This window comes from Gilliamella sp., from assembly GCF_024104075.1.
Classification (GTDB): Bacteria; Pseudomonadota; Gammaproteobacteria; order Enterobacterales; family Orbaceae; genus Gilliamella; species Gilliamella bombi.
In genome coordinates this window covers 1-25,763 of the sequence record NZ_JAGGHR010000023.1, presented here as the reverse complement: position 1 = coordinate 25,763, position 25,763 = coordinate 1, and the positions used below count along the sequence as shown (strand labels likewise).

Annotated in this window: 19 protein-coding genes, 1 CRISPR repeat array and 1 riboswitch; of the genes, 11 read left to right on the top strand and 8 right to left on the bottom strand. The window is 34.0% G+C overall.

Going from position 1 to position 25,763, the window contains the following annotated elements:
• Positions 1-38 precede the first annotated feature (38 nt).
• Complete coding sequence (gene rraB / locus J6569_RS07965; RefSeq protein ID WP_065589942.1) at positions 39-434, bottom strand: ribonuclease E inhibitor RraB; 396 nt, start codon at positions 432-434, stop codon at positions 39-41.
• A gap of 70 nt (positions 435-504) precedes the next feature.
• On the opposite strand from rraB, the gene J6569_RS07960 reads away from it, so the two are divergent.
• From J6569_RS07960 to dinB, 10 genes are all read left to right on the top strand, one after another.
• Positions 505-1,338, top strand: coding sequence for a PHP domain-containing protein (locus J6569_RS07960; RefSeq protein ID WP_296318199.1), 834 nt, complete (start codon positions 505-507; stop codon positions 1,336-1,338).
• 109 nt (positions 1,339-1,447) lie between these two features.
• Positions 1,448-2,068, top strand: coding sequence for an L-threonylcarbamoyladenylate synthase (locus J6569_RS07955; protein ID WP_034909803.1), 621 nt, complete (start codon positions 1,448-1,450; stop codon positions 2,066-2,068).
• A gap of 80 nt (positions 2,069-2,148) precedes the next feature.
• Complete coding sequence (rluB, locus tag J6569_RS07950; protein WP_296318198.1) at positions 2,149-3,153, top strand: 23S rRNA pseudouridine(2605) synthase RluB; 1,005 nt, start codon at positions 2,149-2,151, stop codon at positions 3,151-3,153.
• A 268-nt stretch (positions 3,154-3,421) separates the two neighbouring features.
• Positions 3,422-4,810 carry a hypothetical protein gene (locus J6569_RS07945; RefSeq protein ID WP_085165241.1) on the top strand — a complete coding sequence of 463 codons (1,389 nt, stop codon included), beginning with the start codon at positions 3,422-3,424 and terminating at the stop codon, positions 4,808-4,810.
• A 497-nt stretch (positions 4,811-5,307) separates the two neighbouring features.
• The gene (locus J6569_RS07940) at positions 5,308-6,243 is read left to right on the top strand and encodes a hypothetical protein (RefSeq protein WP_296318197.1); all 936 of its coding nucleotides are present in this window, start codon (positions 5,308-5,310) and stop codon (positions 6,241-6,243) included.
• Between the two features lie 224 nt (positions 6,244-6,467).
• A riboswitch (TPP riboswitch) is annotated at positions 6,468-6,576 on the top strand.
• 40 nt (positions 6,577-6,616) lie between these two features.
• On the top strand, positions 6,617-7,612 hold the full coding sequence (gene thiB / locus J6569_RS07935; RefSeq protein ID WP_065589939.1) for a thiamine ABC transporter substrate binding subunit: 996 nt from the start codon (positions 6,617-6,619) through the stop codon (positions 7,610-7,612).
• Positions 7,613-7,626: 14 nt separating this feature from the next.
• Positions 7,627-9,204 (top strand): thiamine/thiamine pyrophosphate ABC transporter permease, encoded by a 1,578-nt coding sequence (gene thiP / locus J6569_RS07930; protein WP_296318196.1) that lies wholly within the window; start codon positions 7,627-7,629, stop codon positions 9,202-9,204.
• Positions 9,182-9,892 (top strand): thiamine ABC transporter ATP-binding protein ThiQ, encoded by a 711-nt coding sequence (thiQ, locus tag J6569_RS07925; RefSeq protein ID WP_296318195.1) that lies wholly within the window; start codon positions 9,182-9,184, stop codon positions 9,890-9,892. The genes thiP and thiQ overlap by 23 nt, the downstream gene beginning before the upstream one ends.
• Positions 9,893-10,009: 117 nt before the next feature.
• On the top strand, positions 10,010-11,716 hold the full coding sequence (cptA, locus tag J6569_RS07920) for a phosphoethanolamine transferase CptA (RefSeq protein WP_296318194.1): 1,707 nt from the start codon (positions 10,010-10,012) through the stop codon (positions 11,714-11,716).
• Positions 11,717-11,798: 82 nt separating this feature from the next.
• The gene (gene dinB / locus J6569_RS07915) at positions 11,799-12,854 is read left to right on the top strand and encodes a DNA polymerase IV (protein ID WP_065589935.1); all 1,056 of its coding nucleotides are present in this window, start codon (positions 11,799-11,801) and stop codon (positions 12,852-12,854) included.
• A 78-nt stretch (positions 12,855-12,932) separates the two neighbouring features.
• On the opposite strand, the gene J6569_RS07910 is transcribed toward dinB, so the two are convergent.
• Together J6569_RS07910 and J6569_RS07905 are read right to left on the bottom strand one after the other, a co-directional pair.
• Positions 12,933-14,369, bottom strand: a complete 1,437-nt coding sequence (locus tag J6569_RS07910) for a 6-phospho-beta-glucosidase (protein ID WP_296318193.1) — start codon at positions 14,367-14,369, stop codon at positions 12,933-12,935.
• Between the two features lie 13 nt (positions 14,370-14,382).
• Positions 14,383-16,272, bottom strand: coding sequence for a beta-glucoside-specific PTS transporter subunit IIABC (locus tag J6569_RS07905; RefSeq protein WP_296318192.1), 1,890 nt, complete (start codon positions 16,270-16,272; stop codon positions 14,383-14,385).
• Between the two features lie 177 nt (positions 16,273-16,449).
• Here J6569_RS07905 and J6569_RS07900 point away from each other — a divergent pair, with 177 nt between their 5' ends.
• Positions 16,450-17,154 (top strand): GntR family transcriptional regulator, encoded by a 705-nt coding sequence (locus tag J6569_RS07900; protein ID WP_296318191.1) that lies wholly within the window; start codon positions 16,450-16,452, stop codon positions 17,152-17,154.
• 85 nt (positions 17,155-17,239) lie between these two features.
• On the opposite strand, the gene J6569_RS07895 is transcribed toward J6569_RS07900, so the two are convergent.
• From J6569_RS07895 to J6569_RS07875, 5 genes are read right to left on the bottom strand one after another with little or no spacing between them, the layout of a single operon-like run.
• Positions 17,240-20,341 carry a type I restriction endonuclease subunit R gene (locus tag J6569_RS07895; protein WP_296318190.1) on the bottom strand — a complete coding sequence of 1,034 codons (3,102 nt, stop codon included), beginning with the start codon at positions 20,339-20,341 and terminating at the stop codon, positions 17,240-17,242.
• Positions 20,331-20,783, bottom strand: a complete 453-nt coding sequence (locus tag J6569_RS07890; protein ID WP_065589930.1) for a type II toxin-antitoxin system death-on-curing family toxin — start codon at positions 20,781-20,783, stop codon at positions 20,331-20,333. The genes J6569_RS07895 and J6569_RS07890 overlap by 11 nt, the downstream gene beginning before the upstream one ends.
• The gene (locus J6569_RS07885) at positions 20,780-21,793 is read right to left on the bottom strand and encodes a DNA-binding protein (protein ID WP_296318189.1); all 1,014 of its coding nucleotides are present in this window, start codon (positions 21,791-21,793) and stop codon (positions 20,780-20,782) included. The genes J6569_RS07890 and J6569_RS07885 overlap by 4 nt, the downstream gene beginning before the upstream one ends.
• Complete coding sequence (locus J6569_RS07880) at positions 21,790-22,863, bottom strand: restriction endonuclease subunit S (protein ID WP_296318188.1); 1,074 nt, start codon at positions 22,861-22,863, stop codon at positions 21,790-21,792. The genes J6569_RS07885 and J6569_RS07880 overlap by 4 nt, the downstream gene beginning before the upstream one ends.
• A complete protein-coding gene (locus J6569_RS07875; RefSeq protein ID WP_366941251.1) occupies positions 22,860-24,401 on the bottom strand; it encodes a type I restriction-modification system subunit M in 1,542 nt (513 codons plus the stop codon). Before J6569_RS07875 ends, J6569_RS07880 begins: the two co-directional genes overlap by 4 nt.
• Positions 24,402-24,785: 384 nt before the next feature.
• Positions 24,786-25,714: a CRISPR direct-repeat array (repeat unit 28 nt; unit sequence GTTCACTGCCGTGTAGGCAGTTTAGAAA).
• Positions 25,715-25,763: the final 49 nt, after the last annotated feature.

Sequence of the window (25,763 nt, the reverse complement as noted above, 5' to 3'; positions counted from 1 at the left end):
GGATAAGAATAAAGCCTAAGAAAGGGAGTTGATGATATTTAATGAAGTGTCTCCATTAGCTCCATTTCGTCAAAATCGTCATCATTCCCATCTTCAAAATAAGTGCCCCAACCATCATAATTGACGTCAAATTGAGTAGTAAGTGTGATGATTTCTGCAATTTGTGCATTTATTAGTTCGGCATTGAGTGGGCTTTCGGTAACAATATCAAAAGCGATAATAACATTGCCTGCATCGTCAATATCTTCATCGGGATCGGTTGCTTCATAGCCTAATTTATAGGCTTCTACTGCCACTTTTTCTAATTTATCAAAATGTTGTGATGAAATGTGATGCTCAATGATATAAAGTGCATGAGGATCGCTACCATCTTCTAATAGTTCCTCAATAATTGCGCTAGTATCTTGTTGAGCAAGGCGAATTTGATCTTTCATAATATACCTTTTAGTGGTCATGCAAATTGTGTGGTATATTACACGTTTCAAAATAATTTTCGAGAAAAAAATGATCGTTGATTTACATTCACATACTACGGCATCGGATGGTCTTTTAACACCTAGCGATCTTGTCAAAAGAGCTGTGGATAACCAAATTGCTATTTTGGCTATTACCGATCATGACACCGTTAAAGGTTTACCTGAAGCTCAAAAAACGATTGCTAACGAAAATTTACCTATTAAATTAGCTTGTGGTGTTGAAATATCAACTTCTTGGAAAAACAACGAAATCCATATTGTTGGGTTAAATATTGATATTGCACATCCTGAGTTAACAGCACTGCTATCATCACAAGAACAAGGAAGAATCGATCGAGCGTTGGCTATAAGCCATAAATTAGCTAAAGTTAGTATTGAAAACGCTTATCAACAAGCACAACAATTTGCAAAAGGAGACATTGTTTCGCGTGCTCATTTTGCAAGATTTTTAGTTGCTAACGGCTATGTTAAAGACATTAAACGCGCCTTTAAAACGTACTTAGGAAAAGGTGGTTATGCTTATGTACCTGCAACATGGTGTAGTATTTCAGATGCAGTTAATGCCATTCATGCGGCAAGAGGGCAAGCAGTACTTGCACATCCAAGTCGCTATGATCTAACTTTAACTAAATTGAAATTATTAATAAGTGAGTTTAAATCTAGTGGTGGTGATGCAATTGAAGTTTCACAAAGCAGGCAAACGCAAGATGATTTACAAAAATTAGCTAAATTAGCCAATGAATTTGAACTATTGGCATCACAAGGATCGGATTTTCATGGTGTTGACACCTATTTAGATTTAGGAAAAACAACCCCACTACCCGGTAGTGTTACACCAATTTGGCATAATTGGAAACTCTAAATAAATCTGGATTAAAATCGATTTATATTCGTGCTTCACTATAAGGTTAACGATATAAAATTTAATCATGCAAATCAGATTAACAATAATATTGATATAGAAGAAAATTATGAGTCAAACTTTTTATATTCATCCAGATAATCCGCAAACTCGATTATTAAATCAAGTTGTCAACATATTAAATGATGGTGGTGTTATAGCTTTTCCGACCGATTCAGGATATTCACTGGGTTGTTTACTAGACAATAAATCGGGTGTTGATCGAATTTGTCAAATTCGTCAACTTGATAAAAATCACAATTTTACCTTGATGTGCCGTGATCTTTCTGAACTATCTAGTTATGCTTTTGTAGATAACACAACTTTTCGGTTACTAAAAAATAATACCCCAGGTAAATATGTTTTTATTTTACAGGCAAGTAAAGAAGTACCTCGTCGATTGATGAATGAAAAACGCAAAACAATTGGACTAAGAATTCCTGATAATAAAATTGATTTAGCGTTGCTCGAATTATTAGGGCAGCCATTAATGACTGCGACATTAATTTTACCTAATGATGACCAAGCGCAATCCGATCCCGACGAAATAGAAGATAAAATAGGTTATCAGCTTGATGCGATTGTGCACGGTGGTTATATAGGTCAACAACCTACCAGCGTAATTGACTTGACTAATGACTATCCAACAATTATTCGTAAAGGAAGTGGAGACACTAAGCCATTCGAATAAATGTTCATTTTTTATTGTCAATATATCGACAATATAGTTAATAGAAAATTGATACCTGAGAAGGTAACAGCGAGGATTTTATGAAAAATAGCAAATTAGCATTCCCACAACTTGGCAAAAAGACAAATAGCGTTAAAGCAAAGGAAAAGCAACTCTACGAAAAACCAAAAAACTCAAGAGTACCAGCTATTACACGCAAAACATCGGCACATGATAATACTGAAAAACTCCAAAAAGTATTAGCTAATTTAGGTAATGGATCACGCCGAGAGATTGAAGCAATGATTGTGGACGGTAAAATCAGTGTAGATGGAAAAATTGCCACATTAGGCGATCGGGTTGATGTTAATGCCAATCCGAAAATTCGTATCAATGGTCATTTAGTTCAGCTAAGAAGTAAAGAAAAAGAAGTTTGCCGAGTACTAGCTTATTATAAACCAGAAGGTGAAATTTGTTCACGGAATGATCCTCAAGGACGTGCGACGGTTTTTGAGCGTTTACCTAGATTAAAAAATGCTCGTTGGGTGAACATTGGCAGACTTGATATCAATACATCGGGCTTATTATTATTCACAACTGATGGTGAATTAGCTAATCGATTAATGCATCCACGGCATGAGATTGAGCGTGAATATGCAGTGCGAGTATTTGGTAATGTGGCTGATCAACAAATTAACCAACTTTGTAAAGGGGTGCAACTAGAAGATGGCCCAGCCTCATTTCAATCAATTAAAGCACAAGGTGGTGATGGAATTAACCAATGGTTTAATGTAGTTATAACAGAAGGCCGTAATCGGGAAGTTCGTAGAATGTGGGAAGCTATTGATGTGCAAGTTAGTCGATTGCTACGCATTCGCTATGGCAATATCACTTTACCCAAAGGATTATCACGCGGAACTTGGATAGAACTTGGTATTGACTCAGTCAATTATTTACGTGAACTAGTCGGTTTGCCACCTGAATCTAAAAGCTTCACCACAAGCTCTTCTTCTGACAAAAGAATAGTAAGACCAAAACGAGTCAAACTTAATCAACAGACTAAAACAACACGGCAAAGAGTAACTCAAAAAGCAACTCGAAAATAACCTTTATCCTGCCCTTAAATAGCTAAACTATTTAAGGGCAGGATAAAGTATAATTCACACCTTTCCTATTTCAAATAAACTGACTTGTCACCCAATAATAATGAGTAACTAGTTAATCAATTTTTAGCAAAAAAAGTTAATAAATTAGAACTAATTTATAATAGACTCACCAACTAGCTTATTAATCAAGCTATATTTAAACAGTTTTCATCTTAATAACAAGATGAACAAGCAAAAAAATAAACTAAAATGAATTGAAAGGAAAATTATGCGTATAATTATAGCTGTTTTTTTTATGTTCTTATTAGCCGCTTGTCATACACGTACAGCAGAAGAAGCTTATAAAGAAGGAAAATATTTAGAAAGCATCAACTTATTGGCGGATAGTATTGAGGATAAGGGTACTGCAAAATTAGGTCAAAAAGACGTACAACGACTACAAAATATCGTCAATAACGTTATGCAACATTATGAAACAACTTTATCAAATGCCAATAATCAGGATTATGCCAAACGAATAGAATGCTACCAAAATTTATTAGCAATGAAACTGCGATTAAGTGATCGCTTTTATAGCCAAGAAATCAGTTTTTTTGATAATAAATATGATTTTACTAAATTACAAGAGAGTATCGCAAAAGAGTACTATGACTATGGTAATTCAATCACAGGAACCGATAGTAAAAGTTATAGAATAAAAGCCGATTTATACAAAAAAGGATTTGAGCAATACAACTATAAAAACATTGAAAGTTTGTATAACAATGCAAATAAAAAATATATGCAACTTGCTGCTAAAGATTATTATGACCAAGGAAAAATGTTAGCACAGCAAGGTAATTATAAAGCTGCTGCGGATGCATTTAATAATGCCTCGGAAGTATATCAGCCTCTTGGCAAGTACAAAGATAGTGACAAACTTTCTATTGAGAATGATAGAAAACACTGTACTCAACAAGCAGAAAATGCTTATGAACAAGCACAACAATTAGCCAGAACAGCAACACGTCGTTATCAATTTCGAGAAGTTGCCCAATATTACGCTTCAGCTGCTTCGGCTTATCGCCAATACGGAGCGTTTCGCGATGCAGATTTCCAAGCAGATAAATATAAAAGAGAAGGGAAAATAAAAGTTTATTATAATTCTTCAGAATTAAAATCTTATGTAACAGATCTATTAAGTAAAGACTTTATAGAATTTGTTATCTACCAACCAGGACAAGCAGATGTCACGATCCGTGTAACGACAAATGTTGAATTTTCTGATCTTGGTAAATCAGTTAACAATGAAACCAAAACCGAAAAAATATTTGATAAATTTATTGAATTCGCTGACGAAAACGGTAATAAAAAGCAAGTTAAAACCTATAAAGATCAGCAGTTTAATTTACAAACTGTGACTCACAGCAATAAATTAACCTTAACCACTGAAATTGAGGCTCATGGAATCTATAGTTACAGTAAATCATTTAACATTGTACAAACGTCAGCAAAACATGATTATATCTACTCTGGCAATGTGCCATCAAATTTACATAATTACAGTAAAGGAACATTGCAAACCAAAGATAGCTTGCTTCGAGCGGCAAAAGAACAGCAATTAACAGAATTAAAAGTATATATTGAAGATATGGTTCGGGATTTATCATATCTATAATTACTATAAATGTCATAACTAAAATTTAACTAAATAAAGACTACTTACTCATTGGTGCTCATTTTTATAAATGAGTGTCCAATGAGTAAATTGAATGTTTTTATTTATTTGCGGAGTTGCTTTAATTCGTCTAATATAAAGAAGTACGGGATGGATTAGATCATATCTAGTCAAAAATTAAAAATGTGTTTGTTTGGGGCAGCGTTGGTTAGTAAACACTGTTTTCGGCTAAATGAAACTTGAATCCTTGTTGATGCATGATTTCTCGCAATGTTTATAGTATTAATTACTGTAAACAACACTAGAAATTCCTACAATTAAAAGGTTGCTATATCAGTACTAAATTTCATCTAAAATAAAACGACGTTTGGTTTATCAGAACATCAACTCCATACTTTTTCAATTCAATTATTGAAGTGATAGCTAAAATAGTTGTTTTATCAAATTCATGATAAAATATGGTTTCTTTTAAAAACTTTACAAAAAAAATTAATGCGATGAAAAAAATAAAATATTCTTTGTTGCTAGTTTGCAGCGTAACATTGGTCGGTTGTTTTGGTTCAGATACCACTTCGTCTAGCTCTGTTGATCGTATGATTGATAATCCAACACCAAATGAAATAAAAGTGATTATTGATGGAAATGAATTAAACATTCCAGCAAAATCAAGTGTGAATTATACATTTGAATACGGTAAGCATACACTGTCTTACGGTAATCAATCATTAAATTTTATAGCTAAACCTTCAACAACTAATAGTTCAGGATTAATTAATCCTACTCAAAGTAATTATTATTTATTAACAACTTTCTATACAACTTCAAATGTGAGTGATGAAACTTACGATAAGTTGATAGCTAAATATTTAAATTCAGTTCCAGTAATTATTAAAGGTGAACAGCAAGAGCTTGAACTACCAGTTAAAGTTATTAATGATGTTTTTATTGAGCGTCAAAAAGATTTTTGGGATTATTCAGTAGATGAACCTTATCCAGATGAAGTAACTTTACGAGGGAAAGGGCAATTTCAATCTCGAAAAATCAAATTATTCCGAGAAGATGGCTTTATTGAAGCTTTAAAAGCAGAAGGGCTTAATGAAAAAGTTGATTTTATAAATGAACATCCTAAATTTTCTGAGCTTAAAAAATATACTATACCAAATATTCAGCTAGATGCTATTACTTGTAAGAAAGGTCGCGAATTTGTTGAAACGCAGTTAAATGATTGGAATAAGCTTTTTACTCTGACAGGTAAAGATTTGGCATTGTTATACAAACAGTTAACATCGTCTGAAACTTTTCACACGAAACATGCCATCATAACAGAATGTACGAAAGCAGGAGATTCAAATCAAAGTTATCAGTTCGCTACAAGAGAACTTGAGGAGGCATTCGATGAAACTAATCAACTTAATTTTTTTATTACTCAATAAACTAATTCAAATAAAGGTAAACGTTTAACCAAATCGGTAATAGTTACATCTTCTTTATAATATAAGCGCCATATCTTTCGTCAGTGATAAGGCGTTAGTTTTGTTTTCATGTATATTCTTTATAGCCATTTTTTAAAGCTTCATAAATAAAGTGAGTTGTTCCTACATTAAATTTTTATCACTTCTGATGTTTACAATCTTCATACTAACCTCTAAACTAATTGATGTTCTCAACGGGGTGCCCCAAAGGGCTGAGAATGTTAGATAGGATAACATAACCCGCCGAACCTGAACTGGATCATGCCAGCGGAGGGATTTGAGTTATTGCACTTGCTCAAACCTTTTGTCTTTTATTTGCTATTTTGGAGGCAAAATGTTTTGTAAAAAATTGTTATTATCTTTGGTATTTTCGATACCTTTTATTGTAAATGCTGCCAACGTAAAACCAACCTTAACTGTTTATAGTTATAATTCCTTTATTTCAGAATGGGGACCAGGAAAAGCAATTGAGAAAGGGTTTGAAGCACAATGTAACTGTGAACTTGAGATTGTTACATTAGGCGATGGAGTAGCGGTTTTAAATCGAATGCGACTTGAAGGTGATAGAACTAATGCCGATGTAATTTTAGGATTAGATAACAATCTTTTAGAACAGGCAAAACAAGCCAAAATAGTTATACCTCATCAAATCAATAAACCAGATAATTTAAATACCAACTGGTGGGATAGTGATTTTATGCCTTATGATTTTGGTTATTTCGCTTTTATTTATGATCAACAAAAAATCAGTAATCCACCACACAGCATGCATGAGTTAGTAGATAATAAAGTCAACTGGAAAATTATCTATCAAGACCCACGAACCAGTACTCCTGGGTTAGGTTTATTATTTTGGGTGAAAAATATATATGGTGATGATGCCGCATCTGCATGGCAGAAAATAGCAAAAAATACTGTGACAGTGACCAAAGGCTGGGGTGAAGCTTATGGCCTATTTTTAAAAGGCGAAGCTGATTTTGTGCTTAGTTATAGCACTTCGCCAGTTGCACATATTATGAATGATAATGATCATCGTTATGCTGCTGCTATTTTTGACGAAGGGCATTATCGCCAAGTCGAAGTTGCGGGTATTACTAAGTATAGTCAGCATCCCGAATTGGCACGTGCTTTTTTACAATATTTATTAACGCCTGATGTACAACGTCAATTTGCTGAAAAAAATTTCATGTATCCGATTATTAATATAACGTTGCCTGAAGCTTTTCAGCAAATTAAACCAGTCAATAAAGCACTCGAGTTTGATGCTAAGCAAGTTAAAAATAATCAAAAGAGGTGGGTGCGTGAATGGAAATCCACCATTAGTAAATAGTTTTATTCAGTATAATGTTGAAATTAAGAACGTTAATCCCTGGCATTAGTGCTGCAAGCTTGATTTTAGTTGTATTAGGTTCAGCACTATTTGCGCTTTGTTTAGTTGCTTTTGAGTCTAATAATTTAACTGTCTATTTTGATAGTTATTTATTACATGTTATTTGGATAACAATATTTCAAGCAACGTTATCAACATTGCTATCTGTGTTATTGGCAATATTGATGGCTAAAGCCCTATCGATAGTCAATTTTTGGGGTAAAAATCTATTGCTACGCATTATGCCTATCACGTTTATATTTCCTACGTTGGTTGTGGTAACGGGGTTATTATCTGTTTATGGGCAACATGGTTTATTAGCGTCGTTTTGTCATTATTTAGGTTTGCCTTTTGTGATATCCATTTATGGTTTAAAAGGTATTTTATTGGCACATATATTTCTTAATTTCCCTTATGCTTGTTGCTTGTTTTATCAAACCTTAAATAGTGTACCAGTCGAACACAAACAATTAGCTGCTCAATTGAATTTTTCGAGTTTTACTTATTTTAAATTGGTGGAATGGCCACTATTGCGTCGACAATTGCTACCTATGGCATCGCTCATCTTTATGCTTTGTTTTTCTAGCTTTGCTATTGTATTGGCACTTGGAGGAGGGCCTAAATATACCACACTTGAAGTTGCTATTTATCAATCTATCCGTGAATTTGATTTGATTCAAGCCGTGCTTTTAGCGTGTTTGCAGTTGCTTTGTTGTGTTTTTTTTATGGGATTAATGCAAAAGTTTAATTATAGCTATAAATTTAACACTCGCTATGTTAAGAAACATTATCGTTTACCAGCTTCGTTTCGCTTAGTTTTGTCGAGTATTGTTATTATTGTTATTGGTGCATTATTTATTTTGCTACCCATTATAACTATATTAATAAAAGGCATTTATTTTTTTCAGTGGTCATTTTTTTCGGTAGCCTTTCAACGTGCAGTTATGTTTTCGTTATTAATTGCTTTTGGATCAGCCAGCATTGCAATGCTACTATCTTTATTATTACTTTATACAAATAGCCGATTATTGATTTATCGGCAAATAAATTGGAGTAATCGATTAATGTTAATTGGATCGCTGATTTTAATTATTCCAAGCATGGTGCTAGCGTCAGGTCTGTTTTTATTGTTATTTCCATACGCTTATAGTTCGGTCTTTGTTTGTGTTTTGACAATGCTTTGTAATAGTTTAATGGCACTGCCATTTATATTAAAAAATCTTGCTGCACCAATGTATGATGTTACATCACGCTATTGGCAATTAAGCCAGTCACTTAATATTACTGGTTTTTGGCATTTTTATTTAATTGAATATAAAGCACTAAAAAAGTTAATTATCCAAAGTTTTGCCTTTTCAGCAATATTATCATTGGGTGATTTTGGTATTATTGCGTTATTTGGTGGACAGTCAGTCACAACATTACCTTATTATTTATATGAGCAAATATCGTATTATCATTATAATGAAAGTGCTGTAACTGCTGCATTATTGCTAATATTATCTTTTAGTTTACTGGTTGTGATAGATTATGATCGAACTGAATCAAATTAATTATCAATATGATAATTTTAAAATGCATTTTGATATCAAAATTACTGCAAAAGAAAAGGTGGTTATTGTTGGGCCAAGTGGTGCAGGTAAAAGCTCATTGTTAAGCTTGATTGCTGGGTTTATTTCACCAAACTCTGGGCAAATTTTACTTAATCATCACAATATGACTCACACTCAACCAGGAAAGCGGCCCGTTTCAATTTTATTCCAACATAATAATTTATTTGATCATTTAAATGTTGAACAAAATATTGGTTTAGGTATAAATCCTTGTTCAAAATTAAATATATCGGAGCGCCAAACAATAGATGATATGTTAGCTAAAGTTGGTTTAACTGGTTTTAATAATCGTTATCCTGAACAACTTTCAGGTGGTCAGAGTCAACGTGTTGCGTTAGCTCGTTGTTTAATTCAACGCCGACCTATTTTATTGTTAGATGAGCCATTTTCAGCTCTCGATCAAGCATTACGCTTTGAGATGTTAGCATTAGTTGATCAAATTTGCGATGAGCTCGATTTGACATTAATGATGGTCTCACACAATCTTAATGATTCGCTTAGTTATTTTTCTCGTTGTTTGGTAGTGGATAATGGGCAGAGCGTTTTTTATGGTTTACCAAACCAATTAAACCAATCTGAAAATAATCACATTGCAAAGATATTGGGTTTAAATATCTCCAAAAAGTAAGAGGTTAGCATTTAATAATTTATATATTTAAATTTAGATATTTAAAGCTTAAGGTTTTATTAATCTACCAAGCATATATTGCAATTTATGATCAATAACAAAGCAAATTAAATATCTATGCTAAACATAAAAGCAACCAACAAATTTAGCTGGTCAGCACTTATCTTTAATATTTTATTTTTTACTTATTTTTCTAGTGCATTACAGTTATATATTTTTCTTTCGGGGCATTCCAATGCAATTGGACTTCGCGATTCAATTATCTATAGTTTGATTTGGCTTATTCCTGTTTTGATTTTTCCTAATTATACAAGAAAGATTGCGACTATATTTGGTCTTATTATCGGCTTTTTGTCTTTGGTTTCAGTCGGTTATTTTGTGATTTATCGACAAGAATTTTCACAAAGTGTATTTTTTGTTATGGCAGAATCAAATTATAGTGAATCAAGCGAATTTGTTCAGCAGTATTTTAGTATTAAATTAGTTATAGTATTGATTATTTATAGTTTAGTGGGTATTTATCTTTGGAGTAAAGTCAGACCTGTTTATATTAAAACTTCTACTAAATGGATTGTATCACTATTAATAGCTATTTATGCCATAATGCCTGTGTTTATTAGTGTGATAATAAAAAAATCATCTATTGAAAAAGCCGGAACTCATTTACTAACGCGTATGGAAACAACTGTGCCATGGCAACTTATTAATAGTTATTTAGCTTATCGATCTCAACTTAAAAATATGGAAGATATTTTAAATCATTTAGACACTTTACCTCCTGTTGAAAATTTAAAAGATGCTAACGGTAATACGCCTAGGACGTTGGTGTTAGTCATTGGTGAATCAACAACACGTAATAGGATGAGTATTTATGGTTATGGGCGAAATACCACACCTCAAATTGAGCAGTTTAAAAAAGATAATGCTGATTTTGTTGTATTTAACGATGTGGTTTCATCAAGACCTTATACTATCGAAATTTTGCAACAAGCGTTAACTTTTGCTGATGAGAAGCATCCCGATTTATACCTTAAAATTCCTTCATTAATAAATCTTATGAAGCAAGCAGGGTATAAAACATTTTGGATCACTAACCAGCAGACCATGACCAAGCGTAATACTATGTTGACTATGTTTTCTAAACAAGCCGATGAACAGTTTTATATGAATAACGATCGTAATCAAAGTTCAAGACAATATGATGAATCGGTATTTGATCCTTTCAAAAAAGTGCTAGCTGACAACGCTGAAAAGAAATTTATTGTTATCCATCTGCTTGGTACGCATATGAAATACGAGTTCCGCTATCCAAAAGACGGTAAGTATGACCTTTTTAAAGATAAGGAAAGTATTCCATATCTTCTCGATGACGATAAAGTAAATGTATATAATAGTTATGATAATGCAATAAGTTATAACGATTATGTCACAACAACACTGTTTAATATCTTCAAAAACAGTAAAGAAAATGGTTTTATGTTATATTTTTCAGATCATGGTGAAGATGTTTATCAAACGCCACCGCATAATGTGTTAGGGCGAAACGAGAAGGCACCAACTAAAACTATGTATACTGTGCCATTTATGCTTTGGCAATCGCCAACATGGGTGGCAACGCATCCTAATAACTATCAAGCTTATGTAGATCGAAAATTTAGTACTCAAGATTTGATTCATACTTGGTCTGATTTAGCAGGGTTAAGTTATAACTTATATGTTCCTGAAAAAAGTATTGTTAATCCTAATTTTCATGAATCGATTCGTTGGATTGGCGATCCTTATGACAAGAATGGTCTAATTGATTTTGATAAATTAACTAAGTAATTCCCTTAGGTTGTTTACACAAATATTTAAGGTATAATATTGTATATTTATACAGTTATATTTGAGTATTGTGAAACCCTCTATGCGAAAAATTATTCATGTCGATATGGATTGTTTTTATGCCGCCGTCGAAATGAGAGACAATCCCCGTTATCGCAATATGCCTATTGCGGTAGGGGGGGATCCTCGTAAGCGTGGCGTGGTTGCGACTGCCAATTATTTAGCTCGTCAGTATGGTATACACAGTGCTATGTCAATGGCTCAAGCCATAAAACTTTGTCCTAACCTTAAAATTATAGCGGGTAGGCATGCAGTTTATAAAGAAGTCTCCAAACAGATCCACCAAATATTTAAACGATATACTGAATCTATTGAGGCTTTATCACTCGACGAAGCTTACCTTGATGTAACTGATTGCAAACTTTGTTATGGTTCAGCGACTTTAATTGCTCAAGATATCCGTCAGGCAATTTACAAGGAACTTGAGTTAACTGCATCGGCAGGTGTTGCTCCACTTAAGTTTCTTGCCAAAATAGCCTCTGATATGAATAAACCTAATGGCCAATATGTAATAACACCAGATAACGTTGATAGTTTTATAGAGCAGTTACCGTTAAAAAAAATCCCAGGTGTGGGTAAGGTCACGGAAAAAAAATTAGCCCAATTGGGACTATTTACATGCAATGATATTATTAATTATGATGTAACTAAATTAATTACCCAATTCGGTAAATTTGGAAGAATACTATATGAGCGATGTCAAGGTATTGATGATCGTGAAGTGTGTAATGACAGGCAACGTAAATCGGTAGGGGTAGAGCGTACTTTAACTGATGATATTCATAGTTGGGAAGAGTGTTTATTGCAGTTCGATCCATTATTTGATGAAATGGAAAAACGGTTAAGCAAAGTTCGTGCTGATTTATCGATTGCTCGGCAAGGCGTAAAATTTAAGTTTGACGATTTTCAGCTAACTACACAAGAACATGTGTGGTCTAAATTGGATAAAGCTGATTTAATTGAGCAAGCGCATAAAGTTTGGTTAGAACGGCGTAATGGGCGTGGCGTTCGGTTAATTGGTTTTCATGTAACGTTAATCGATCCGCAAGTTGAAAAGCAGTTGATTTTTCAGTTTTAGCCCTTTTAACCATAAAAATGAGGATGCAGGCAAAGCCTTCAAACATCCTCATAACAAATGATAGCTAGCTAATAATGATTATTTCAAACTTGCACCATTAGTACTAATGACTTTTTTGTACCATTCAAAAGAGTCTTTTTTATAGCGTTTCATACTACCGTTACCTTCATTATCACGGTCAACATAAATTACGCCATAACGTTTTTTCATTTCGCCAGTAGTGAATGATACAACATCAATAATTCCCCAAGCAGTATAACCCATTACATCAACACCATCATAATCTATAGCGGTTTGCATGGCTTTGATATGGGCACCTAAGTATTCAATACGTGGTTTATCGTGTATTTGATTACCGTTTTCGAGTTCATCAATTGCACCAAAACCATTTTCGACAATAAATAGCGGTAATTGATATCGATCATACAGACGATTAAGTGTATAACGTAAACCTTCAGGATCAATTGGCCAACCCCAATCGCTGCTTTTTATATAAGGATTTTCAACCGCATTAGGTAGTGCACCGTTAACTATGTTGTCACGATTATCATTTTTGGCATCAGCTTTCACAACAGTAGACATATAATAGCTAAAACCAATGTAATCAACAGTGCCTTTTTTCAAGCAGGCTAAGTCTTCGTCAGTAATATCAAGTTTATAGCCTTCTCGCTCAAACTCTTTTAAGGCATAAGCTGGATAATAGCCACGAACATGAACATCAGGGAAGAAGAATCTTTGGTGCATTGCAATTTCTGATGCCATCATATCTTCAGGATTGCATGAAAATGGATAAATTGGCACATGTGAAATCATACAACCGATTTGAAAATCAGGATTGATTTTTTTACCGGCAATCACTGCTTTCGCACTGGCCAATAGCTCATAGTGAGCAACTTGGTAAAGAACTTCTTGTCGATTTTCGCCTGATTTGACTTGCACACCAGAATTTGTCCAAAAGAAGATTGGATTACTGGTATCCATTTGGTTATTGATTTCATTAAACGTCATCCAATATTTTACTTTATGTTTATAACGTTCAAAGCAAGTAATGGCAAAGCGCTCAAAAAATTCAACTGTTTTACGGTTTCTAAAACCACCATAATGGCGAGCAATATGTAAAGGTATTTCAAAATGCGATAAGGTAATGACAGGCTCAATTCCATTAGCAATTAATTCATCAAAAACATCATCATAAAAACGTAGACCTTCTTCATTTGGTTCAAGCTCATCACCTTTTGGAAAAATTCGTGTCCAAGCAATCGAAGTGCGTAAACATTTAAGGCCTAATTCAGCAAAAAGCTTAATATCTTCTTTATAATGATGATAAAAATCAATTGCTGTATGGTTTGGATAAAATTTACCCGCTTCGATATCTTGAGTGATTTGTCTTGCAACGCCATGAGCACCTGCGGTCATAACATCAACAACACTTGGGCCTTTACCGCCTTCATTCCAACCGCCTTCAAATTGGTGAGCGGCTAAAGCACCGCCCCATAAAAATGGTTTTTTAGTCATTTTTTATTCCTTGTTATTGCTTAATGTTAAATATGATATCATCAACTGTTACTTGTGTTTTATCGGTTAATGAAATTTGTTGATACTGATCGGTATTAACAATAATAATTGGGGTAATTAATGGATAACCTGCTTGCTTAATTGCCTCAGGATTGAAGCTGATTAGCAAATCACCTTTTTTTACTTTTTGATGTAATTCAACATGATATTCAAACTCATTGTTAGTTAAATTAACTGTATCAATACCCACGTGAATTAACAATTCGACGCCATTATCTAATGTTAACCCAATGGCATGTTTAGAATTTTCAAATACTGCAGTTACCTCGCCATCAAAAGGCGCATAAACGTGATTATCAGTAGGTTCAATTGCAATCCCTTCTCCCATGAGTTTTTGTGAAAAAGCAGGATCGGGCACTTCGCTTAGTGGTAAAGCATGACCTGTCATCGGGCTTGTGATGTCAACTTCATCAAGAAGAATCTTAGGATTATCATCTTCAATATTGATATTTTCTTGACTATTAACTGTATCTTGTATGGTTTCGCCAGTTCCCAAAATTTGGATCAAAACTACTGGTCCTAAAAGAGCAATAAGTGCACCAATCAAGACACCAATAAATGAACCAGGATTATTTGGGCTAATTGCATTAACGATAGTTAGTGGACCTGGTAAACCAGCGTAAGCAACATAGTGAGGAGCAAAAAATCCTGCCACAATACCGCCACAAGATGCAGAAATACAACCATAAATAAATGGTTTTTTAAAGCGTAAGTTAACACCATAAATAGCAGGTTCGGTTATACCAAATAAGCCAGTGATAAAAGCAGATAATGAAATACCTTTCATCTCTTGGGTTTTGGTTTTTAAATAAAAACCTAATGCTGCACCGACTTGACCAATAACGGCAATGGTTTGGAAAGCTTGGAAAGAATCTTGACCATACTGCTTAAAGTTTTCGACGATAACAGGTGTGATCCCCCAATGTACACCAAAAATAACAAAGACTTGCCAAACGGCTCCAATAATCCCACCAGCTATTGAAGGTGCTAGACTGACAAACCAATTATAGCCGTTGGCAATGTATTGTGCACCATTTGCGGTTAATGGACCAACAACAAGTAATGTTAAAGGTACCATAATGACAAGACTAAATAATGGCAATAAAACGGGTTTTATAATGCTATGCAGTCTAGGCTCTAAAAATCGTTCTAAATAAGAAAGTAACCAAACTAAAAAGAGTGGTGGTAAAACGGTTGAAGCATAAGTGGTTTGTGATAGCGCAATACCAAATAGATCAATTTCTTGTCCTTCACTAATTAGTTTTGCAAACTCTGTCCATGTCGGTGATAACAGTGCAGCACAACAAGCAACAGCGATATATAAGTTACAACGAAAATGCTGAGAAGCTGTAATGGCAATAAAGATAGGTAAAAAGAAAAAAGGTGCCCAAGAGATGAAATTGAATACCTCAAAAGTTCCCGTTTTTTCTAGCTCTGGGCAAGCTAATTTAAGTAAAATCAAGATACCTTGCAAAATTCCTGATGCGGCTAAAATATAGACAAACGGGGCAAATACAGCCGACATTGTCGCAATGATGCGATTTAATATGTTGCTATCATTTCCTGCTTCAATTTTGTTATCAGTATTAACTAGCTGAGTAAAAGCGTTATAGACTTTATCAACATTCGTACCAATAACCACTTGGATTTGACCGCCTTTTTCAACAACGGTAATCACACCTGGCAATTTAGCAATGTTTTCTTTTGCATGATCTGGTGTATGTTGGGTAACAAGGCGAAGGCGTGTTGCACAGCGAGAAACGGTAACAATATTTTTCTCACCACCTAGCTCATTTAAAATATCAACAGCTAACTTGTTATAATCTCTAATTTTTGATGACATCCATAAACTCCTTAAAAGCAATTCAGTAAGATTATTTTATAGACAATTTCAAAATTGTTAATTAACAATTATATTGTTTGTGATCTAGATCGAGTTTTTATATTATTTAATTTAAAACTAAAAATAAGCTGTATAAAATACTACTTCAATTATTGATTAAATTAATAACATAAGCAAATGATTAAATATCAAGAAGTTGCAAAAAAAATCAAACAGATGATTTATCAAAAAAAACTATCCAAAGGCACTCAGCTTGCTAATATTGACGGGTTAATTAATCAATATCAGGTCAGTCGTAGTACAATTGTTAAAGCGCTTAATTGTCTTGAGCGGCAGGGCGTTATTTATCAAGTGCAAGGTAGTGGTATTTTTGTTCGTGAACGTAAAAAAAGAGGCTATCTCAATTTTTTGCAAAGTCATGGTTTTACTGTCGATCTAGAAGATGTTTATGGTTCTTCGACAGTACTTAATGTTGATATCATCAAGCCCAGTGCAAAAGTTAAAGAAAATCTACAATGTGATGATAACGAAGAAGTCTATTTTGTTAAAAGATTGCGCTATGTTGAAGATAAATTATATGGCTTAGAACAGTCATATTACCGTAAAAAGTTAATTTGTTATTTAAATAAAGAAATTGTAGAAAACTCAATTTTTAATTACATTCAGGAAAATTATAATATTAATATTGGTTTTTCTGATAAATATTTACAGGTAATAAAACTTGATGAAAAAATGGCGCCATGTTTAGGATTGCAACCTGGCGAACCTGCACTTTGTGTTGAAGAAATATTTTATACCTCGTCAGGTGAACCTTTTGATTTTTCAAAAATCATTTATCATTACGAAAATGCAAGATTTTGTATACAAAATCACTCAAAGTAAGTTTGAATGATGAATTATTAGGAAGATGAATAAGAAATCGATCATTCATCTTCCTTTAATTATTAGCAAATTTAACTGTTAACAATTAAATTTCACCACCAACACCCTTAAACTTTTCAACCAATGCGGCGATCTTTTCAAAGACTCGGTTCTTTTTAATTAAATATTGAGGATTCAGTGGGCTCATTTTTGGTAAAATCTCGTTCAACTCTGTGCCGTTTTCGGTTGCATATTTTCGCTTTAATGATGATGCAATATAGCGTTTTGTTGCCGCTTCATTTAAATTTTCATCTTCAATTAAGGAATTAAGCTCTACCTGTAACTCTTGCTGTGCATACAAGAAAAACGCATCAATAATCGAGGCTTTATCTGGAATAGTATCAAGATCAGTTTGTTTTATAAACTCAACAACTAGCTCTTCTTTAGCTCGATTTTCTAAGCTTGATCGAATTAATCGCTTAGCATCTTCGACAATGTCCTGTTTGGTTTTTTCTTGTTTATTTTGTTCATAAATTAACTCAAGAATATAATCCAGATTGATCTCTTGCGATTTTAATAGATCAATTTCGAAAACCACATCATCCCAGTCAAATCTTTGCTGATCTTGTTGATTGGCTTCTTTTTCTCGGCGTAGCCAATCACGAATATCATTATAAGTTGAACGATAATTTTGAATTGTGCGGTCAGTCGGTAGTTTAACGGCTTGCATTTTTTGCAGATCTTCATCAGTCACATAATGCTTATTTTTAAACGCTAAAACTGCCTGCGCATCTGTCATATCTAATTGTTGGAAATCCTTTAATGCAACAAATTCATCATAATTTTGTAATATATTGTCAGCACGTAAGTACTCACCAAATAATTTAACAAACTCTTTTTTATCTTTTTCTTTGATAATTTCATCAGGGCGTGGGAACTTTTCTTGTAACTCGGCAACGATGGCTAGATAGCCATTGTGGAAATTACCTGAATCTTTATCAGTAAACCCTTCCATGTATTCCTTAAAGCTTTTTTCTAACACTACTTCATGAGTATTACTTTTACCAAATGTTTTTATTGCATCAATGGTCGCTTGTTCTAAATCACGAAACGCCACAATATTACCAAAGGTTTTGGTGGCATTATAAATACGATTGGTGCGTGAAAAGGCTTGAATTAACCCATGATACCGTAAATTTTTATCAACAAATAAAGTATTAAGCGTTGGCGCATCAAAGCCAGTTAAAAACATACCAACCACAATTAATAAATCAATTTCTTTATTTTTTACTTTTAAAGACAAATCGCGATAATAGTTTTGAAATTGATCGCTACTGACATCAAAGTTAGTTTTAAACATCTGATTATAATCTGATATCGCAGAAGCCAAAAACTCTTTAGCACTTTGATTTAAGGCATCTATTTCAAAACTTTCATCGGCAAAATTACCTTGTGCATCTTGTTCTTCATTAGCAGAATAAGAAAATATCGTGGCTATTTTTAACGGCTGATTTGCACCTTCTTGTAGTTTTTTGAATGATTCATAATAGAGTTTAGCCGCATCTACACTACTCACTGCAAACATGGCATTGAACCCTTTACTTTTGCCCATTAATCGGTGGGTTTTTTGTTTAAAATTATTCAGAATATATTGTGTGATTTGCTCAATACGGTTTGGGTGGAGCAATGCTTTTTTATTTTCAGCAGCGCTGAGTTTTTCAAGATTTTGTTCTTGCTCTATCGATTTAAAATTAGGACGCACATCATTATAGTCAACTTTAAATTTTAGTACCTTTTCGTCACGAATTGCATCGGTTAATACATAAGCGTGCAGTTCACGACCAAAAACATCCGCTGTAGTTTGCGTTCCGATTGCGTTAGTATGCATAATCGGCGTACCAGTAAAACCAAATTGGTAATATTTTTTAAATTTACGCTTTAAGTTTTTTTGAGCTTCGCCAAACTGGGAGCGGTGTGCTTCGTCAAAAATAAATACAACGTGTTTATCATAGATCGCTAAGTTATCGTCGCTTTTGATCAAGTTATTAAGTTTTTGAATGGTAGTAACAATAATTTTATTATCGGTTTTCTCAATATTGCGCTTAAGCCCTGCGGTACTATTTGAACCATTCACACTATCTTTCGAAAATTTTTGATACTCTTTCATGGTTTGATAATCCAGATCTTTACGATCCACCACAAAAAAAACTTTATCAATAAATTCTAGTTCGGTTGCAAGGCGTGCCGTTTTGAAACTGGTTAGTGTCTTACCAGAACCTGTTGTGTGCCAAATAAAACCACCACTTTGTAAGCTACTCCACTTTTTGGCATGATAAGCGCTAATGATTTTCCATAATATGCGCTCGGTGGCGGCGATTTGGTAAGGGCGCATAATTAACAATGTGTCATTCACATCAAGCACCGAATAAGTCAATAACACATTTAACAGCGTTCGGCTAGCAAAAAAGGTTGCGGTAAAGTCTTTTAGATCTTTTATCGGCTCGTTTTTAACATTCGCCCAATTCATTGTAAAATCAAAGCTATTTTTGTCACGTTTAGTCGTGTTAGCAAAATAGCGCGTATCGGTACCATTTGATATAACAAACAGTTGTAAATATTTAAATAGTGAATTGTCTTGATTAAAGCTCTCTTTACTATAGCGATGCACTTGATTAAAGGCTTCACGAATAGCAATACCACGTTTTTTTAGTTCAACTTGAACAAGCGGCAAGCCATTAACTAAAATAGTCACATCATAACGATTTGCATAATTGCCAGTTTGCTGAAATTGACGAATAACTTGTAATTTATTATTAGTGACCTCTTTTTTATCTAACAACTTGATATTTTGAATATGGCCGTCATCAAAAACAAAATCGTAAATATGATCGTGGTGGATTTTGCGACTTTTATCGATCATTGATTCATTGGGTTTATCCAAATACTCTAATACAAAACGTTGCCATTCATCATCCGTAAATTGCATTTTGTTTAGTGTTTGCAACTGCTCGCGAATATTTGCTAATAACTTTTCATGCGTATTTAAATTTGGTAAGTATTCATAGCCTTGTCGAGCTAAATCATGAATAAATTCATTTTCTAAATCAGTTTCAGTCTGATAAACAGCCGCTGATTCTTCAAGTTTGTTGTAGTTATCTAAAATAATATAGCTATTGGTTTCGGCGATGGGGGTTGTTCTAATTATCATAGTTATTCATCCATAATGTTTCAATTATGTTAAGTTTTAAAGATTCACTAAATTCATTCTCATTAATAATAGAATCGATTATTTCAAGTAGTAAATTATCGTTTATTTTTCCTTCAGCTAACCATACAACAATTTCTTCCATTTCTTGAATAAATTTTTTAACGCAGTATTGATAATTGTTTAATTCTAAAAAATAGGCAGCTAAAGCTAAACTAGAGCGCTTGTTACCATCATTAAATGGGTGAAATTTATTAACAGCATAAATTAAATGTTTGAGTTTTTCTTCAAATGAAGGGTAATAATCATCATTTTGAATATGCTCTAACGCACTATCAAGTAATCCTATTTCACGTTGTCCAGGCATTCCACCACTGTTATCTATGATCCAATCGTGTAATTTAATAGCATGTTTTATATCAAAATAAAATATGGATGGTTTCATCTATCTTTTAACCTTTTGAAAACGGCTAAAGTTTCAGGATCGGATAATCGCTCTTCTAGAGATTTACTTGTTTCTCCCAAAAACTTATCAAAGTCGCTTTGTGGTACGGATTGAATATAGGCTTCTAGTTTATTGTGCAAAGCATCTCGAAAACATAAATCGCGACTAGCCATTTTAGCTCTAGCATCATGTATATGTGGCACTAAATAAGGGTTTTGTGACGCACTTTCGATTAATTTATCCATTTCATCGGTTGTTAATTTTCGCTCAAGCTTTTCTGATGCCTGCTTCATTTCTATCGCTAGTCCATGCTCGAAACTCGCAATAGCATTAAGTACTTCAGCATACATAGTTTGCCTTACACAGTCTTTTTCTGTTAAGGTTAAAATCTTTTTATATTCAGCTGCATTTTCTAAAAAAACAATTTCGTATATTCTATTTGTGTATTTAGCATATTTCCATTTATTAGCATCTAAATAGAGGTTTAAAGCCTCTGTAAACTCTTTTCGATAGTTATACTCTTTGTAAGCTGATGGCAAATAGTCTTCATCGCGTTGATTAATGTATTTAGTATGTCCACCTGATTTTTGAACCATAACGTCAAGGACAATATCAAGGATTTTACTTCTAATTAATTTTGCTTTTTCGCTTTCTGTTACTAACATAGCGATATTAAGGACAGTTCTAAATGAAAATATACCTAAGGACGGGGCTCTTGATATGTCGACGACATTCATGTCGTCGACATACTCCTTGAATGATTTTAATTCTTTACCTTTTATTATTTTATAGCCATTTTTTATAAGCTCATCTTTATGGCTTTCTATATATCTGTCGATTGTTCGTTCATCAATAGTTAAAATTTGCGCTACTTGTGTTTTTGTAAAAAAAGTTTTATCGCACCAACAAATCCCACCTAGTGCAAGCGTTGATTCTATTTTTTCCAGTGCTAAGTTATTATTTAAAATATTTTGCCGGCTAATCGTAGAAGTCGTTAAATCTTTTGTCATTGTGTCTCCACGGAAAAGTTAAGTAATAAATTCCGATAGTACTCGTACTGTTTTTGGCGTAATTCAATCTCACGCGGTAAACCCTCCGTGATTGAGTTGGTGAGCACATCAAATTTATCTAGGATTTCAACAATACGTGCTTGTTCCTTGAGTGGGGGGATGGGGATATTGATATTATCTAAAATAGCTTTAGTTAAACTTGGTCTACCTGATCCTGTATCTAACTTGGTTAGATCTATTGTTTTCATATAATAATAAAAAAATTTAGGGATGATTTCTTCTTCATCTATTTCTGTGTAGTAGATTGTATCAACATTCCAAAATGGTGATTCAAGATAAAAAATATTTGTGATTGAACCTTTACGTGGAATTAGTACTGTCGGTTTATTATATGCATGTGTATTAACATAGCCCATAACTCCTCCCGTACCATAAACAGGAATATCGCCATCACCTAATTTTTTCCAATCTTTACCATTTTTAATTTTCGCAATCTCTCCCAAATTCTTCCACTCAACCTCATCCTCTTGAAAGGTCAACAATTTATCTCGATAATAGTTGTATTGTTTTTTTCGTGTAGTAAGCTCTGCTGTGAGCTCTGCTGTGAGAGCTGTGAATGTGTCTAAAATACGGGCTATTTCGGTTTGAACGTGAAGCGGAGGAATAGGAATAGACGTTTCTTTTGCATTAGACCAATGTCTTTTATATGAAAGCTCTTTATGATAAAAATTCTTAAATGCATAATAAATATATTTTGTATTATCATTTTTAGTTTTAAGAATTTTTATTCCATCAGCACCTTGAATGAAAGAAAAATCGACATATTTTATGTGTTCTGAATGATCACCAAAAATGATATATTCTCCCGATTCAATAGGTTGAATATTCTCATTACTATAACCAGCAATAAATTGTTCACCTTGGTCAATAATAGGAATTTTTCCTGATTTGCTGTATCTATCTTTTTTTACTTTTGATTGTGCTGTTAGTATAGTAGTAACTTCCCCCAGCGTCTTCCACTCAACCTCAACACCTTTTAATAACTCAGTTATATTATTACGTTTAATCATCCCTCAATCTCCGCCACAATTGCGTCAATTTGGGATCGTAAGCTTTCAATTTTTGCTACGGTATCTTTTATTTCGGCATTAAGCTGGGTGATATCAATCACTTCACGGGTATCTTCGGCTTCAACATACGAACTGACGGATAGATTATAGTCATTTTGCGCAATGGTTTGATTATCGACCGATTTAGCAAAATATTCGATATCTTGCTTGCTATCAAATACTTGCATAATTTCTTGAATATATTCATCAGTGAGGACATTATTATTGGTCTCTTTTTTAAACAGTTTGCTAGCATCAATAAATTGTGTCGTTTTGATGGTTTTATTTTTGGCCAGCACCAAAATATTAACCGCAATCGAGGTACCATAAAATAAGTTGGGTGCAAGCGAGATTACAGTCTCGACAAAATCATTATCCACCAAATATTTGCGAATTTTTTGTTCCGCACCACCTCGATAAAATATCCCCGGAAAGGTAACAATTGCAGCTCGCCCACACTCGGACAGGTAACTTAGTGCATGCATAATAAAGGCAAAATCGGCTTTGGATTTTGGTGCTAGCACGCCAGCAGGTGCATAGCGGTCATCATTGATTAAGGTTGGATCATCACTACCAATCCATTTAATTGAATAAGGTGGATTAGAAACGATTGCATCAAATGGCTTTTCGTCGCCAAATTTTGGATTAAGTAGCGTGTCCCCTAAAGCAATTTCAAATTTATCATAGTTGATATTGTGTAAAAACATATTCATTCGAGCAAGGTTATAGGTAGTATGATTGATTTCTTGACCGAAGAACCCATCCTCAATAATATGTTCGTCAAACTGTTTTTTCGCTTGTAACAATAAAGAGCCTGATCCTGCCGCTGGATCATAGATTTTATTGACCTTTTTTTGATTATGTAAGGCTAATTGCGAGATCAGCTTGGACACATTCGGTGGCGTAAAAAACTCGCCTCCTGATTTACCAGCATTCGAGGCATAATTAGAAATCAAATACTCATAAGCATCGCCAAACAGATCGATTTGATTGTCTGCAAAATCACCAAAATCCAGTTCGGCCACACCATTAAGTACTGCCGCTAACCGTTTGTTTTTATCGGCAACTGTATTACCTAATCGGTTACTGGTAGTATCAAAATCGGCAAATAATCCTTTAATATCGCTTTCTGAAGGGTAACCATTGGCTGAGCTTTCAATCGCATTAAAAATATTTGCCAAGTCAGTATTTAAACTTGGATTGGTATTAGCTTCAGCTACAATTTTACAAAATAATTGGCTAGGATAAATAAAATAGCCTTTGGTTTTTATTGCGTCTTTTTTTATTTCATCGATAATGACATCGTCGGATAATGTGCTGTAATCGATACTCTCATCGCCACCTTCAATATAATTGGCAAAATTCTCACTAATAAAGCGATAAAACAGAGAACCAAGTACATATTGTTTAAAATCCCAACCATCGACAGCTCCACGGACTTCGTCGGCAATTTTCCAAATTTGTCGTTGTAGTTGATCGCGTTGTTGCGTTTCGGTAATTGATTTAGCGTTACTAGATGTCATATTTTTCAAAATTCCTAAATAAAAAATAGGTGCTGCCTAATTAGAAAGTAACTGATTTTTACTTTCATATTAGTCATTTTATAGCTACCTGTTATAGGTGTTATAGCATAGCTGATTTGTTGTTATTTTTCCATCTGGGGTGTTTATTAAAAACTCAGCCAATGGGTATTTTGAACTTTAAGGTTGGGAAATCTTAAAAAATAACAAAGCAACAAAATCTAAAAACAAAACCCTTTTTTTAGCTATATTTTAAAAGTCAATAAAATCAATAAATTAAATTTATCTCTAAAAAAAGGGTTTTTAAAACCTAAATACCTATTTGCCTTTTTACATACTATATTGATAGTATATTAGCTTCTAGTTCACTGCCGTGTAGGCAGTTTAGAAATCTTAAGTCATTGTAAAGATCGGTAGTACTTCGTTCACTGCCGTGTAGGCAGTTTAGAAATTCGACAACATATTCGTATGTTGCGTTGATGAGTTCACTGCCGTGTAGGCAGTTTAGAAAGTGTAATCTTTTAGCGCCAGTTGCGTTATAGTGTTCACTGCCGTGTAGGCAGTTTAGAAATGCACTCGTTCGGGCTTTCATTATCGAATCAAGTTCACTGCCGTGTAGGCAGTTTAGAAAAATACGATTACCCATACCGTAACGTGCATTAGGTTCACTGCCGTGTAGGCAGTTTAGAAATAGAACAGGAGAATTTATCAACGCAACATACGGTTCACTGCCGTGTAGGCAGTTTAGAAAAATAAAAGACCCTGATAATGTCAACTGGGTTGGTTCACTGCCGTGTAGGCAGTTTAGAAATCAGCTTCATAAAATTCTTTATTACATGTATAGTTCACTGCCGTGTAGGCAGTTTAGAAAAACCTTCACTATGTCGCCGAGGTATTGAGTATGTTCACTGCCGTGTAGGCAGTTTAGAAAACAACCACCGAACCCGTGGAGTCCGATATTACGTTCACTGCCGTGTAGGCAGTTTAGAAAGTGAATTTTAGATTAAAAGTACACATTGAAAAGTTCACTGCCGTGTAGGCAGTTTAGAAATCTAATTGTTATTGATGTTACTAAACCTCCAGGTTCACTGCCGTGTAGGCAGTTTAGAAACACCCGGTAAAGAAATTGCCATTCACATTAGCGTTCACTGCCGTGTAGGCAGTTTAGAAATATGGGTGAGTAAAAGATAAGTTTATAAGAACGTTCACTGCCGTGTAGGCAGTTTAGAAACCGAACAATCACCCGTTAGCACTGCAAAATCACGTTCACTGCCGTGTAGGCAGTTTAGAAATCTAATTGTTATTGATGTTACTAAACCTCCAGGTTCACTGCCGTGTAGG

What these genes read in the sequence shown, in the direction of transcription:
- rraB (WP_065589942.1), bottom strand. Translation starts at nt 434, where the DNA reads ATGAAAGATCAAATTCGCCTTGCTCAACAAGATACTAGCGCAATTATT.
- J6569_RS07960 (WP_296318199.1), top strand. Translation starts at nt 505, where the DNA reads ATGATCGTTGATTTACATTCACATACTACGGCATCGGATGGTCTTTTA.
- J6569_RS07955 (WP_034909803.1), top strand. Translation starts at nt 1,448, where the DNA reads ATGAGTCAAACTTTTTATATTCATCCAGATAATCCGCAAACTCGATTA.
- rluB (WP_296318198.1), top strand. Translation starts at nt 2,149, where the DNA reads ATGAAAAATAGCAAATTAGCATTCCCACAACTTGGCAAAAAGACAAAT.
- J6569_RS07945 (WP_085165241.1), top strand. Translation starts at nt 3,422, where the DNA reads ATGCGTATAATTATAGCTGTTTTTTTTATGTTCTTATTAGCCGCTTGT.
- J6569_RS07940 (WP_296318197.1), top strand. Translation starts at nt 5,308, where the DNA reads ATGAAAAAAATAAAATATTCTTTGTTGCTAGTTTGCAGCGTAACATTG.
- thiB (WP_065589939.1), top strand. Translation starts at nt 6,617, where the DNA reads ATGTTTTGTAAAAAATTGTTATTATCTTTGGTATTTTCGATACCTTTT.
- thiP (WP_296318196.1), top strand. Translation starts at nt 7,627, where the DNA reads ATGTTGAAATTAAGAACGTTAATCCCTGGCATTAGTGCTGCAAGCTTG.
- thiQ (WP_296318195.1), top strand. Translation starts at nt 9,182, where the DNA reads ATGATCGAACTGAATCAAATTAATTATCAATATGATAATTTTAAAATG.
- cptA (WP_296318194.1), top strand. Translation starts at nt 10,010, where the DNA reads ATGCTAAACATAAAAGCAACCAACAAATTTAGCTGGTCAGCACTTATC.
- dinB (WP_065589935.1), top strand. Translation starts at nt 11,799, where the DNA reads ATGCGAAAAATTATTCATGTCGATATGGATTGTTTTTATGCCGCCGTC.
- J6569_RS07910 (WP_296318193.1), bottom strand. Translation starts at nt 14,369, where the DNA reads ATGACTAAAAAACCATTTTTATGGGGCGGTGCTTTAGCCGCTCACCAA.
- J6569_RS07905 (WP_296318192.1), bottom strand. Translation starts at nt 16,272, where the DNA reads ATGTCATCAAAAATTAGAGATTATAACAAGTTAGCTGTTGATATTTTA.
- J6569_RS07900 (WP_296318191.1), top strand. Translation starts at nt 16,450, where the DNA reads ATGATTAAATATCAAGAAGTTGCAAAAAAAATCAAACAGATGATTTAT.
- J6569_RS07895 (WP_296318190.1), bottom strand. Translation starts at nt 20,341, where the DNA reads ATGATAATTAGAACAACCCCCATCGCCGAAACCAATAGCTATATTATT.
- J6569_RS07890 (WP_065589930.1), bottom strand. Translation starts at nt 20,783, where the DNA reads ATGAAACCATCCATATTTTATTTTGATATAAAACATGCTATTAAATTA.
- J6569_RS07885 (WP_296318189.1), bottom strand. Translation starts at nt 21,793, where the DNA reads ATGACAAAAGATTTAACGACTTCTACGATTAGCCGGCAAAATATTTTA.
- J6569_RS07880 (WP_296318188.1), bottom strand. Translation starts at nt 22,863, where the DNA reads ATGATTAAACGTAATAATATAACTGAGTTATTAAAAGGTGTTGAGGTT.